This window comes from Candidatus Methylomirabilota bacterium (assembly GCA_035260325.1).
GTDB lineage: Bacteria > Methylomirabilota > Methylomirabilia > Rokubacteriales > CSP1-6 > AR19.
The window spans coordinates 1-11,515 of sequence record DATFVL010000262.1 but is presented as its reverse complement, the minus strand read 5'-3'; the positions used below and the strand labels follow the sequence as shown (position 1 = coordinate 11,515).

At 72.0% G+C, this 11,515-nt stretch carries 14 protein-coding genes; 5 read left to right on the top strand and 9 right to left on the bottom strand.

Features of this window, described 5'->3' with window-relative positions; genetic code table 11:
* The 3 genes from VKG64_17000 to VKG64_16990 form a co-directional block, all read right to left on the bottom strand.
* A partial coding sequence (locus VKG64_17000; GenBank protein ID HKB26736.1) for a uroporphyrinogen decarboxylase family protein occupies positions 1-834 on the bottom strand: 834 nt, incomplete at its 3' end.
* Positions 831-1,685: a MaoC family dehydratase N-terminal domain-containing protein gene (locus VKG64_16995; protein ID HKB26735.1), complete on the bottom strand. Its 855-nt coding sequence runs from the start codon at positions 1,683-1,685 to the stop codon at positions 831-833. The genes VKG64_17000 and VKG64_16995, both read right to left, overlap by 4 nt.
* On the bottom strand, positions 1,682-3,571 hold the full coding sequence (locus VKG64_16990) for an ASKHA domain-containing protein (GenBank protein HKB26734.1): 1,890 nt from the start codon (positions 3,569-3,571) through the stop codon (positions 1,682-1,684). The genes VKG64_16995 and VKG64_16990 overlap by 4 nt, the downstream gene beginning before the upstream one ends.
* A 31-nt stretch (positions 3,572-3,602) precedes the next feature.
* Between VKG64_16990 and VKG64_16985 the strand changes: the two genes are divergently transcribed.
* From VKG64_16985 to VKG64_16965, 5 genes are all read left to right on the top strand, one after another.
* Positions 3,603-3,779 (top strand): hypothetical protein, encoded by a 177-nt coding sequence (locus VKG64_16985; protein HKB26733.1) that lies wholly within the window; start codon positions 3,603-3,605, stop codon positions 3,777-3,779.
* Position 3,780: 1 nt separating this feature from the next.
* Entirely contained in the window at positions 3,781-5,196 is a 1,416-nt protein-coding gene (locus VKG64_16980) for an amidase (protein ID HKB26732.1), read from the top strand.
* Between the two features lie 39 nt (positions 5,197-5,235).
* The gene (locus VKG64_16975; protein HKB26731.1) at positions 5,236-5,670 is read left to right on the top strand and encodes a PCP reductase family protein; all 435 of its coding nucleotides are present in this window, start codon (positions 5,236-5,238) and stop codon (positions 5,668-5,670) included.
* 2 nt (positions 5,671-5,672) lie between these two features.
* Positions 5,673-6,038, top strand: a complete 366-nt coding sequence (locus VKG64_16970) for a Smr/MutS family protein (protein ID HKB26730.1) — start codon at positions 5,673-5,675, stop codon at positions 6,036-6,038.
* Positions 6,039-6,134: 96 nt separating this feature from the next.
* Positions 6,135-7,256, top strand: coding sequence for a GDP-mannose 4,6-dehydratase (locus tag VKG64_16965; protein HKB26729.1), 1,122 nt, complete (start codon positions 6,135-6,137; stop codon positions 7,254-7,256).
* Here the strand turns inward: VKG64_16965 and VKG64_16960 are convergent.
* The 6 genes from VKG64_16960 to VKG64_16935 all read right to left on the bottom strand — a co-directional run bounded on the left by VKG64_16960 (position 7,216) and on the right by VKG64_16935 (position 10,993).
* Positions 7,216-7,992: a class I SAM-dependent methyltransferase gene (locus VKG64_16960; GenBank protein ID HKB26728.1), complete on the bottom strand. Its 777-nt coding sequence runs from the start codon at positions 7,990-7,992 to the stop codon at positions 7,216-7,218. The two genes, VKG64_16965 and VKG64_16960, sit on opposite strands and share 41 nt — an antisense overlap.
* Positions 7,989-8,168, bottom strand: coding sequence for a hypothetical protein (locus VKG64_16955; protein HKB26727.1), 180 nt, complete (start codon positions 8,166-8,168; stop codon positions 7,989-7,991). The genes VKG64_16960 and VKG64_16955 overlap by 4 nt, the downstream gene beginning before the upstream one ends.
* Positions 8,169-8,293: 125 nt before the next feature.
* Positions 8,294-9,931, bottom strand: a complete 1,638-nt coding sequence (locus VKG64_16950; GenBank protein HKB26726.1) for a hypothetical protein — start codon at positions 9,929-9,931, stop codon at positions 8,294-8,296.
* Between the two features lie 19 nt (positions 9,932-9,950).
* Complete coding sequence (locus VKG64_16945; GenBank protein HKB26725.1) at positions 9,951-10,733, bottom strand: ABC transporter ATP-binding protein; 783 nt, start codon at positions 10,731-10,733, stop codon at positions 9,951-9,953.
* The gene (locus tag VKG64_16940; GenBank protein ID HKB26724.1) at positions 10,700-10,879 is read right to left on the bottom strand and encodes a hypothetical protein; all 180 of its coding nucleotides are present in this window, start codon (positions 10,877-10,879) and stop codon (positions 10,700-10,702) included. The genes VKG64_16945 and VKG64_16940 overlap by 34 nt, the downstream gene beginning before the upstream one ends.
* Positions 10,880-10,993 carry a carboxymuconolactone decarboxylase family protein gene (locus tag VKG64_16935; protein HKB26723.1) on the bottom strand — a complete coding sequence of 38 codons (114 nt, stop codon included), beginning with the start codon at positions 10,991-10,993 and terminating at the stop codon, positions 10,880-10,882. It abuts the gene before it with no gap.
* Positions 10,994-11,515 lie beyond the last annotated feature (522 nt).

Below are 11,515 nucleotides of genomic sequence, written 5' to 3'. Positions count from 1 at the left end.
CTTCCACTGATCGAGCCCGCCGAGGACGGCGCCGACCGTCATCGCCTTCACCGTGCCGAGCGCGGGGCCGGCGGCGCGGTCGTCCCAGTTCCACGCGTGGCCGGGCAGCGACGCGAGCCGGTCGAACATCAGCCGGTCGCCGTGACAGTGGACGATCGTCAGGCGGGACTTGCCGCTCACGGACTCGAGCACCCGCCGATCGTAGGGCTCGCCGAACCGGGCGTAGTCCTCTTCGGAATTCGCGGAGCGGCTCGCCGCCTGGATCGAGTAGAAGATGCCGGAGACGCCCTCGGTGAGCGCCCGCTCCGCGAACCGCACGACTGTCTCGGCGATCGCCTCGAGGGCATCCGTGACGGGTCCCGCGTGTTCACGGAGGTCGTGAGCCAGCCGGTCGCCGGAGAGCTTCCGCGCCAGGGAGAGGGGCGAGAAGAGTGTCGGTAGCACGGGTGCATCGCCGATGCGGCGGTCGAAGCCCATGCGGACGATCGTCTCGAGGTGCTCGCTCCAGCCGGGTGCCGATTCCGGGTCGAGCGGACGGATCTTCTTCCAGTCCGCGGCGTCGCGCACGGCGCAGCGGGCGCACGGCCGGTGACCGTCGGGCCGGAGCTCGGCGCCCTCGACGCACCCCCACGCCTCGACCGCGTAGCCGCCGCGTGGCGTGATCTTGATGAAGTCCGAGCCGTAGCGCTCGTGGAAGCGGAGCGTCGCCTGGGCGAGCCCCGCGGACGAGTGGTCCACGCTGGGGAAGTGACGCCAGACGGCATAGGGGATCCGGTCCACCGGCTCGCGGTTGATCGCGGCCTGGAGACGCTCGCGCCGGCTCATCTGCTTCATCCGCGGACGATCCCGTCGCTCAGCACGGCCTCGCCGCGCTCGTCCACCGCGTCGAAGGCGATGACGTCGCCGGCGCGCCCGCGGCCGCGCACCGTGAGGGTCGAGGGCATGCTGACCATGCCCGTCAGCCGCGCACTGAGTTCGCTGACGCGCCTGGGGTCGCCGCCGAGGTCCTGCTTGATGACCTGCGACACCGCGAGGGCGAGCGTGGCGGTGCCGTGGAGGATGAGGCCGGGAAGCCCGGCCGCGCGCGCCACCGCGGCGTCGGTGTGGATCGGGTTCCAGATGCGCGCGCACTCGCTGTAGACGTGGGCGGCCTGGGTGCTGACCGGCACGGCCGAGCTCCAGCGGACCTCGTCGCCGGCGGGGGCGGTTGGGCGGGCAAGCGCCGGCACGCCGGCCTCCGCCTCGCCCTCGCACGTCACGCCCCGGAAGATCGCACCGTACTCGGTCGTCGTGACGGGCCGCCCGTTCCGGTCCACCGTGGAGTAGCGCGTGACGAGGAGCGTCCCCGCGCGGACGGGCTTGACCGCGACGACCTGGCCGCGCGTGAGGAGGCGATCGCTCGCCTCGGGCCGCCGGTGGATGACGAGGTGGTGGCTCGTGTGGACGCTCCGCGGCAGGAGCTCCGCCTTGAGCGTCTTCGCGCGCAGCGTGAGCGCGACCGTCCACTCGTAGCAGGCGGCGAACATCGGGTGCGCGAGGGGCCCGCCGGGCGCCTCGGTGTCGTAGTAGCGCGGGTCGGTCTCGCCGAGCCCGGCCGCGTACGCCATGAGCCAGCGCGCGTCGAGTGTCTGGCTGACCGCGCCGACCTCGAAGCCAACGACCTTGACGGGGATCGTCGCCTTCATGACCCGCGCGGGAAGTTCATCGCGTCCACGAAGATCGACTCGAAGTCCGGATGGGCGGCGAGGGAGACGTGCTCGATCCGCGCCGCGACCTCGGCGGCGCGCGCCCGCTCGGTCTCGGAGAGCAGGCAGAGCTGGGCGCCGAGCGAGGCCGCGTTGCCGACGTAGCGGATCGTCTCCTTCGGGAGGGCCGGGATCAGGCCGATGCGGAGGGCGCTCGGGATCGAGATGTAGTTGCCGAAGCCTCCCGCGAGCATCAGCTCGGCCACGCGCGCGCGCGGGATCCCCGCGACGTGCTGGAGCATCGCCACCCCCGAGGCGATCGCGCCCTTGGCGAGCTGCACCTGGCGGACGTCGTCCTGGGTGAGGACGATCTCGCGGGGGGCGCCGGCCTCGCCCGAGCGCACGACGACGACGAGGCGCTCCTCGCCGCGCAGCTCGACACGCGCGCCGAGCTTCGGGGCGAGCCGCTCGCGTCCCTCGACCTGGATGAGCCCCGTCCAGTCGATCACGCCGGCGTCGAGGAGCCCCGCGACGAGGTCGACGAGGCCCGAGCCGCAGATGCCGAGCGCCGGGCCCTCGCCGATCGTGTGCACGCGGATGTCGTCGCCGACCACCACGCGGTCGATCGCGCCGAGCGCGCCGCGCATCCCGTGGCGGATCTGGCCGCCCTCGAGCGCGGGGCCGGCCGGCGCCGAGCAGGCCCAGAGGCGGTCGCGCGAGCCCAGGATGACCTCCCCGTTCGTGCCGATGTCGACCGCGATCCTCACCTCGGCGCTGTCGTAGATGCGCGTCGCGAGGGCGACGGCGACGGCGTCGGCGCCGACGAAGCCCGCGACGATCGGCAGGAGGCAGACGGGCACCTCGGGGCCGAGCTTGAGGAACAGGTCGCGCGCCGGCAGCACGAGCGGGTGGCGCATGACCGGCGCGTAGGGCGCCAGCCCCACGTGCGAGGGGTCGATGCCGAGCAGGATGTGGTGCATGCACGTGTTGCCGACGACGACCACCTTGTGGATCCACTTGGCGAGCACGCCCGACTCGCGACAGACTTCGCCGATGTGCTGGTTCAGGAGGGCCACGATGCGCCCGTGGAGCTTCCGGAGGTTCGCCGGGTTGAACTGGGCGAAGGCGATGCGGGACATGAGATCGCCGCCGAAGACCGCCTGGGGGTTCAGGCTCGAGACCGACGCGAGCTGCTCGGCCGAGTCGAGCGCCAGCAGCGTGGTGACGACGCTCGTCGTGCCGACGTCCACCGCGAGGCCGAACTTCATCCCCGCGGTGTCGCCGCGCTCGACGGCGAGGACGCGCGTGAGCGGTCGGTCGGCGCCGGCCGTGAACGTCGTCACCGTGACGCCGTCGGGATCGTCGCGGAGCGCCGCCGGCAGACCCTGGAGGACGCCGGTACCGACGTCCGCTGGAGTGACTCCCACGGCGGCACACAGCTGCTCGAGGTCGGAGGTCTGGTGGTGCTCCTCGCGGGGCAGCGCGACCTTGACCACCTGCTTCTGGATTCCCGAGTCCAGGCGGACACGGCTCAACGTGCTCGGACCGGCGCCCGCGCCGAGGATCTGGAAGGAGAGCTCCTCGAGGGGCGGCGCCACCTGCACGGTCACGGGCTCGCTCGGCACGCACTGACAGGAGAGGCGGTAGCCCTCGCGCACGAGGTCGTCGCCGAGCTGGACCTCGTCCATGATCGTCGGCGGCGGCGGGGCGCCGGCGACGAACTTGACCCGGCACGACGTGCAGCGCCCGCGACCGCCGCACGTGGCGGTGATGTCGACGCCGCCCGCCTGGGCGGCCTTGAGGATCGAGGTCCCGGGCGCCAGGTCGAGCGCGCGGCGCGCCCCGGGATCGCGCGGGTCGGTCAGGATCGTCAGCGCAAGGGCCATGCCCCCTCATTCTAGTGGTATGCTCCCGCCCATGGAAATAGACCTCGACACCCTGCGACGCATGACGCGGCTCTCCGGATTCGACTGGAGCGACGCCGAGCTCGAAGCCGTCCGGCCCGCGCTGGCCCGCGCCCTCGAGCTCCTGGCGCGCCTGGAGACGATGCCGCTGCGGGAGGTCGAGCCCGCCACGCAGTACCGCGTGATCTGACGTGCAGGACCTCGTCTGGCGCTCGATGGCCGAGCTCGGCCGCATGATCGCGAGGAAAGAAGTCTCTCCCGTGGAGGTCGTCCGCGCCCACCTCGAGCGCGTCACGGCGCTCGACGGCCGGCTCAAGGCGTTCATCACCGTGTGCGGCGAGCAGGCGGTCGACGCCGCGAGGGCCGCCGAGGCGCGGCTGATGGCCGGCAGCGCGGCGGGCCCGCTCCTCGGCGTGCCCTACGGACCGAAGGACCTCTACAACACCGAGGGCGTCAGGACCACGGGCGGCTCCAAGATCCTCGCCGACTTCGTGCCGGCGCAGGACGCCACGGTGGTCGCGCGCCTGGCGGTGGCGGGGCTCATCGTGCTGGGCAAGCTCAACATGCACGAGTTCGCCTACGGGCCCGAGGGGCTCAATGCCCACTACGGCGACGCGCGGAACCCGTGGGATCGTAACGCCCACCGCATCGCAGGAGGTTCCTCCTCGGGCTCGGGGGTCGCCGTCGCGGCGGCGCTCGTGCCGGGCGCCCTCGGCTCGGACACCGGCGGCTCGATCCGCATCCCCGCCTCGCTCTGCGGGATCAGCGGCGTCAAGCCAACGTACGGGCGCGTGAGCCGCGCGGGCGTGCTCCCCCTTTCTTGGTCCATGGACCACGCGGGGCCGATGGCGCGTACGGTCGAGGACTGCGCGCTCATGCTCGGCGCGATGGCCGGCTACGACCCCGCCGACCCGACGACGAGCGTGCTGCCCGTGCCCGACTACGCGGCCGCGCTCACGGGCGACGTGAAGGGGCTCCGCGTCGGCCTCCTGCGCGCCCACTTCACCGACGTCGCGGCGCCCGAGGTCCGGGCGGCCGTCGAGAAGGCCGCGAAGACGCTGGAGCAGGCCGGCGCCGTCGTGGACGAGGTGAACCTCGCCGAGGTGGTGCACGTGCCCTCGGCGTCGTTCGCGATCGTCGCGACCGAGGCCCTCGCGTACCACGCGGACTGGATGAGAACACGCGCGGCGGAGTATCAGCCCGACGTGCGGGAGCGGCTCAGGATGGGCGCCTTCGTGAGCGGCGTCCACTACGTCCGCGCCCAGCAGGTGCGCCAGCTGGTCCGCCAGGAGATGGACGCGGTGCTCGCCCGGCGCGACGTGCTCCTGGCGCCCGCGACACCGATCCCGGCGCCGGTGCTCGGCGAGAAGACGACGATCCTGGGCGACGGCGCCTCCGACGTGCGCTCGGCGCTGATCCGTCTCACGCGCCCCTTCAACTTCTCCGGGCACCCGGCCTGCTCGGTGCCGTGCGGCTTCACGCAGGGCGGGCTCCCGATCGGCATGCAGCTCGTCGGGCGGCCGTTCGACGAGGCCACGGTGATGCGCGCGGGCGACGCCTACCAGCGCCTCACGGATTGGCGCACGCGGCGTCCCGTGCTCGCGTGAGCGACCGTTGTAGGGGGGACCGCGAGGACGGATAGAATCGTGGGTGGCCCGAGCGAGGAGCGCATGGATCCGCACGGCATCGGCGAGCAGCTGGCCGCGCTCGAGGCGAGGCTCGGCCGGCTGGAGCGCCTGCTCGGCGGCGTCGACGAGAAGCTTCGGAGTCTCGGGCCCGGCGACGAGGCTCTGAAGCGCGGGATCCAGCAGTGGGTGACGGAGTACGTGTCGCTCCGCCTGCAACAGCTCGTCCCCGAGACGTGCGAGCACCCGGAGCGCGAGGCAGACGCGGGCGTCGCCGAGGGGCCGGTGCTCCCGGGCACGCGCATCCGCTGCACCGACGAGGTCCTCCGCCGGCTCGGCCGGATCCCGATCCCGTTCGTCCGCCAGATGGTCGCCCAGAAGGTCGCCGAGACGGCGCGCGCGGAGAACGTCGGCGTCGTGGACGTCGCGTTCTTCGAGCGCGCGGCGACCTTCTGACAGTGCAAGCTCTCGGGGGAGGATCTCCTGAGCTTCGACCACTGGAAGCAGCACGTGCTGGAAGGGCCACGGCTGTAGGCGGCGAGCCGGAGGAGCCCGTCCGCGTCCCGATCGAGGACGCCCTCGACCTTCACGCGTTCGCGCCGCGCGACGTTCCCTCCGTCGTCGCGGAGTACCTCGAGGCCGCCCACGCGCGCGGCTTCGCCGAGGTGCGGCTGATCCACGGCCGCGGTGCGGGCGTCCAGCGCGCGATCGTCCAGTCGCTGCTCGCCCGCCACCCGCTGGTCGCCTCCTACGCGGACGCGCGTCCGGAAAGAGGGGGGTGGGGCGCGACGATCGTGCGTTTCAAGCGAAGACCATCCACGTGAGGAACGCCCCGGGCTCGAACCCCGCGAAAGGATGAACCCGCCTCCAGCCCGGTCGGCTAACATAGATTAAGTAGCTATGCTCGACTGCAATAGGGCATGAGTATCGACCAGCGCTCTCGCTCGACGTCCTGGCAGCGCGTGCTGATCACGGGCGGCGCCGGGTTCGTCGGCTCCCATCTGGCCGACGCCCTGGTAGAGCGGGGCTGTCGCGTGACGGTCATCGACGACCTCTCGACCGGCCGGTTCGAGAACATCCAGCGCCTCGTCGAGAAGGCGGCGGCCGGCCAGAGCCGGGGGTCGTTCCACTTCGCCATCGAGACAATCACGAATCAGGTCGTCCTGGACCGTCTGGCCAGCGAATGCGACGTCATCTTCCATCTCGCTGCGGCGGTGGGCGTCAAGCTGATCGTCGAGGATCCGGTCCGGACCATCGAGACGAACGTGCTCGCCACCGAAGCCGTCCTCAAGGCCGCGCTTCGCTACCGTGTCAAGGTGTTGATCGCTTCGACGTCCGAGGTCTACGGCAAGAGCAAGAACGTCCCCTTCAACGAGGACGACGACGTGGTCCTCGGACCGACCTCGCGCAGCCGCTGGTCGTACGCGTCGTCCAAGATGGTCGACGAGTTCCTCGGCCTCGCCTATCACGCGCAGCGTGGGCTCCCGGTGGTCATCGGCCGCCTCTTCAACACCACTGGGCCCCGCCAGACCGGCCAGTACGGGATGGTGGTGCCGCGGTTCGTGAGCCAGGCGCTGCGCGGCGAGCCCATCACGGTGTACGGCGACGGCCAGCAGAGCCGATGCTTCTGCGACGTCGAAGACGTCGTCCGCGCGCTCATCCTGCTCGCCGAGTGCCCTGAGGCCGTGGGTCAGGTCTTCAACGTGGGCTCGGCCGATGAAGTGACCATTCTCGACCTCGCGCGACGCGTCCTGGCCGCCGTCGACCGGCTCGGCGGACGCCGGGGCTCCGGCGGTGACGGGGAGAAGAGCCGGATCCGGTTCGTCCCCTACGAGGACGCCTACGCGGTGGGCTTCGAGGACATGCAGCGGCGCGTCCCCGACATCCGGAAGATCAAGGCCGTGACGGGATGGGAGCCGACGATCCGGCTGGATGACACGCTCGAACGGGTCATCCGACACCTGCGAGACGGCCGATCTAAATTAGCGGCCCGGCCCAGTCCTAGTCGCGCTCGGCGCGCAGCAGGAGCGTCCGGACGCTGAAGGCCTCGACGGCGTCGCCGGTGAGCCTGAAGTCGAAGGCGCTCCGGTAGCGCTCGGGCGCCCGGCGGACGAACGCCTCGAGGTCCCGCCGCGCCTCGGCGGTCATCCGCGTCCGCGCCGTCCAGTCGTCCCAGACGCACTCCTTCGTGACGATCGCCTCGTCCATCACCGTGAGCCCCGCCGCCCGCAGGAACGCCCGCCACTCGACCGCGCGATAGGCGCGAACGTGCGAGGGGTCCCGGCGCCGCTCGACCTCGGTGACGAACGCGTGCGCGCCGGGGTCGTCGTGGCCGAGGATGTCCTGCAGGAGGAGGGAGCCCCCGCGGCGGAGGACCCGGTGGACCTGGCGCACCGCCGCCGCGACGTCGGCGACATGGTGGGCCGCGAGGCGGCACGTGACGACGTCGAACGCGCCGTCGCCGAAGGGCAACGCGTCGACGTTCCCGGCGACGAACCCGACGTTGGCCGCGCCGCGGCCGGCGATGAACGCCCGCGCCGCGCGGAGCATGGGCTCGGTCAGGTCGAACGCCACGACGCGCGCCGCCAGGCCCGCGAAGGCGAGCGCCGTGTGGCCGCCGCCCGTGGCGAGGTCGAGCACGCGCGCCGGCCGGCGGGCCCGGCCCCAGGCGAGGAGCGTGTCGAGGTCGGCGCCGCCGGCGTGCGAGGCGCTCGCCACGTACGCTTGGGCGCTCGGGCCGAACTGCTCCCGGACGTCGCGGGCCTGCGGCTCGCTCAACGGCTCTTGCCGCGCTCGGCCATCTGACGCAGCAGGAAGTCGGCGTCGAGGGGTGTCAGGTCGAAGCGCCGCGAGGCCTCGTCGACGAGCTTCAGACGGTCGGCGGCGGGGTTGTCGTGGAGCTGCTCGTCGAGCCACTTCACCGCCTGCTTGATCGGGGCTTCCCCGGCTGCCATCAGCGCCTCCTTTGGATTTCGCTCGCCTCGGACGGCGGGGACTCGATCCCAGGCTCGCCTCGCCTTGCGGCTGCGGCTCGCACTGCGGCCCCGCGACGTCCTGCGGCTCGCCCGGCCCCGGTCGCTCACGCGACCTCGAGCGTGCGGAGCCGCCGGCGTGCAAGCGCGAGCGCGCCCGCGACCAGGAGCCCCGAGACCACCGCGACGACGGCGAGCCACGGCGCGACGCTGCCGCCCTCGCTCCGCGCGAGCGCGGCGCCCCGGGCGGCCCAGCCGACGAGCGCGACGTACGCGAGGCACACGAGCGTCGCCAGGAGCCCGCCGGCGCTCGTCGAGAGCGACTCGGGGTTCGGCTCGCGGAAATCGGGCCACGCCGCGCCGAAGGCCAGCAGCAGTGTAGCAGCAGTCGCGGCGAGCATGACGAGGAGCGCCGCGGTCGTCGCGACGAGCACCGGGTCGCCGACGAGGCGGAGCGTCCCCGCGAGCGCGATCGGCACGACCGCGAGCCCGAGCAGCGTCGCGTAGAGCGCGAGCTTCGCCGCGAAGAGCCGCGTCAGGCTCACCGGGCTCGAGAAGAGGACCCACGCCGCCCGCCCCTCGAGCGACGTGCTCGGGAAGACGAAGCGGAGCCCGAAGGCGGTGAGGAAGTAGCCCGACGCGAGGACGTTGAGGAGCAGGAGGCGGGCGACCGCGGTCGGGCGGTCGGCGACCTCGCGGAGCGGCGCGACGAAGACGAAGGAGGTATAGAGGAGCAGCAGGAAGCCGATGAAGGCCGCGCGGCCGAGCTCGTGCGGGTTCCGGGCCAGCGCGAGGACGTCGCGCTCCACGAGGGCGCCGATCGGCCCCCGCAGCCGTCGCGGGAACTCGCGCGCCCCCACCGCCGCCGTCGCGCCCCCGCCCGTCACGACGAAGCTCTCGGCGATGGCGGGGAGCGCCCGCCGGTAGAGCGCGCGGCCGGCCGTCGCCGCGAGGAGCAGCGCCCCCGCGGGCAGAAGCCAGAGCGCCGCGCGCGTCGCGGGCGAGCCCGCGTGGGAGCCCGTCGCCGCGTCGTGCAGCGCCGCCGCGAACGGGTGACTCGGCCAGCGCGCGAACTTCGCCTCGACGAACTTGATCGAGGCGGGTTTCCCGTTGAGGATGCCCGGCTCGAAGATCGTGTAGAAGTCGCCCGTGGACGGGATGACGTTCCGGCCGACCAGGGCCGCGAACACCGCGAGCAGCGCGACGACCGTGGCCGCGACGACCCGTCGCGTGGGCGAGCGCCTGAAGAGGGCGCCCGCGGCGGCGGTGAGGAGGGCCCCCGCCGCGCCGGTGAGCGCCGCGAAGAGGAGCAGGACGACGAGGCCCGTCGCGTAGAACCCGGGGCCTCGCGCGTGGGCGACGCCGAGCGCCGCGAGGGCGGGGAGGCCCACGATCGCGAGCGCCCAGGAGGTGACCAGGAACGTCTCCAGCGAGCGCAGGAGGTAGAGCGCGCCGAGCGGCAGGGGGGAGGCGCGCAGGAGGCGCGTGTCCGCCGCGCGGAAATGCACCCAGAGGCCGGAGGCGACGTAGCTGACGAGGGAGATGATCAGGATCAGCCCCATGAGGCTTTCGAGGAAGTAGAGCGAGAGCGCCGTGCCCGCGAGCCGGAGCGGGTGGAGGGCCTCGAGCGCCCGCTCGAAGACGAAGTACTCCCCCACGACGACGAGACCGAAGATCAAGACGAACCCGGCGACGACGACGTCCTGCGCGGCGTCGCCGGCCGCGAGGAGGGCGCGCAGCGCCACGAGCCGCCGGGCGAGGAGCCTAGCGACGACCCGCGAAGTGGAGATAGAGGCCCTCCAGCGAGGCTTCCCCGGGCGAGCCCTCCCGCGTCGCGCGCCGGCGGAGCGACGCGAGATCGCCCTCGGCCACGAGCCGCCCGTCGCGCAGCAGGCCGACCCGGTGGCAGACGGCCTCGGCGAAGGAGAGGGTGTGGGTGCAGACGAGCGCCGCGCCGCCCGCCGCCGCGAACTCGCGCAGGAGCTCGCGCGCGCGGAGGGCGCTCTCGGGGTCGAGGCCGACGATCGGCTCGTCGATGACGAGGAGCCGCGGGCGGTGCAGGAGCGCGGCGACGATGGCGACCTTCTGGCGGTTGCCGCGCGAGTAGCTCTCGACGTGGCCGTCCAGGGTTTCGGCGAGGCCCGCGAAGGTCGCGGCCAGCTCGTCGATCCGCCGCGCGCGCTCGCGCGCCGGGACGTCCCACAGCGCGCCGACCAGGTGGAGGAACTCCCGGCCCGACATCCGATCGTAGGCGAAGGGCTCGTCGGGCACGTAGCCGAGGAGCCGCTTGGCGCGCTCGGGCTCCCGCTGGAGGTCGACGCCGTCCACGACGACGCGGCCGTCCGTCGGCTGGTAGAGGCCGGTGGTGAGCTTGACCGTCGTGGTCTTGCCCGAGCCGTTCGGGCCGATCAGGCCGTAGATCTCCCCCGGGGGGAGGGTGAGGGAGAGGCCGTCGAGGGCCAGCCGGTCGCCGAACCGCTTCGACAGCCTCTCCAGCGCGAGGCGAGGGGCGTCTATCGCTTCTCCCGCTCGAACTTCGTCTTCCACTCCTTGTTCAGATCCTCGACGCCCGGGATGTACTTGATGGTGCTCCACGTGGCGCGCGCCGCGCCGCGCATCGCGTACATGAGCGTCTCGCTGATCTCGTCCTCGGTGGCGCCGGCTTGCTTCGCGGCCGCGAAGCGTCCCGGCACTCAGGAGGTGCAGCCGGCGGCGGCCATGGCGGCGAGCGCCACCAGCTGCAACGTCTTCGGATCGAGCGCGCCCTCCCGGTAGAACAGGCCCGCGAATTCCTTCATCTCTCCCATCGGCTCCTCCCTGGAACGGGGTTGGTGACGGCCGAGGGGATTATAGCCCGGGGGGCGGGGACCCGGAGATTGGCAATTGTATCTTTGACAAAACTGCCTTCGTCCATAACTACAGGTACTTACCGTGAATGCGCCGATTGCATTGTGTTTAGCTATTCTTCTTCCGAGCACGCTGCTTCTTCTTGCGCTTCTTCACCTTAGAGGGGTTGCGATGGGGCGTGGCGAGGAGCGCCTTGACTACCTCGTCGGGCCGCAACGGATAGAGCGAAATCGACCTATTCCGGGCCATTTAAGTTATCCACACCGTGTAGATAATGCGCCGAGCAGATATTGAACAGAACCCCGCATTCGGGCGATAGCCGCGCGGCTAGTTGCGAGATTTCGCCCAGATCGTGTTATAAGGGTTCATGGCCAAGATGCGTGACATTGATCGATTGATCGCCGCCCAGAAGGCTACGATCACTCGTCTCATGAAGGAAATCGAGCGACGCGAGCACGACGTGCAAACGTTGCTGCGGGCCC

Coding starts and splice junctions, on each gene's coding strand:
- VKG64_16955 (HKB26727.1), bottom strand. CDS start 8,168: ATGGCAGCCGGGGAAGCCCCGATCAAGCAGGCGGTGAAGTGGCTCGAC.
- VKG64_16935 (HKB26723.1), bottom strand. CDS start 10,993: ATGGGAGAGATGAAGGAATTCGCGGGCCTGTTCTACCGGGAGGGCGCG.
- VKG64_16985 (HKB26733.1), top strand. CDS start 3,603: ATGGAAATAGACCTCGACACCCTGCGACGCATGACGCGGCTCTCCGGA.
- VKG64_16995 (HKB26735.1), bottom strand. CDS start 1,685: ATGAAGGCGACGATCCCCGTCAAGGTCGTTGGCTTCGAGGTCGGCGCG.
- VKG64_16990 (HKB26734.1), bottom strand. CDS start 3,571: ATGGCCCTTGCGCTGACGATCCTGACCGACCCGCGCGATCCCGGGGCG.
- VKG64_16965 (HKB26729.1), top strand. CDS start 6,135: ATGAGTATCGACCAGCGCTCTCGCTCGACGTCCTGGCAGCGCGTGCTG.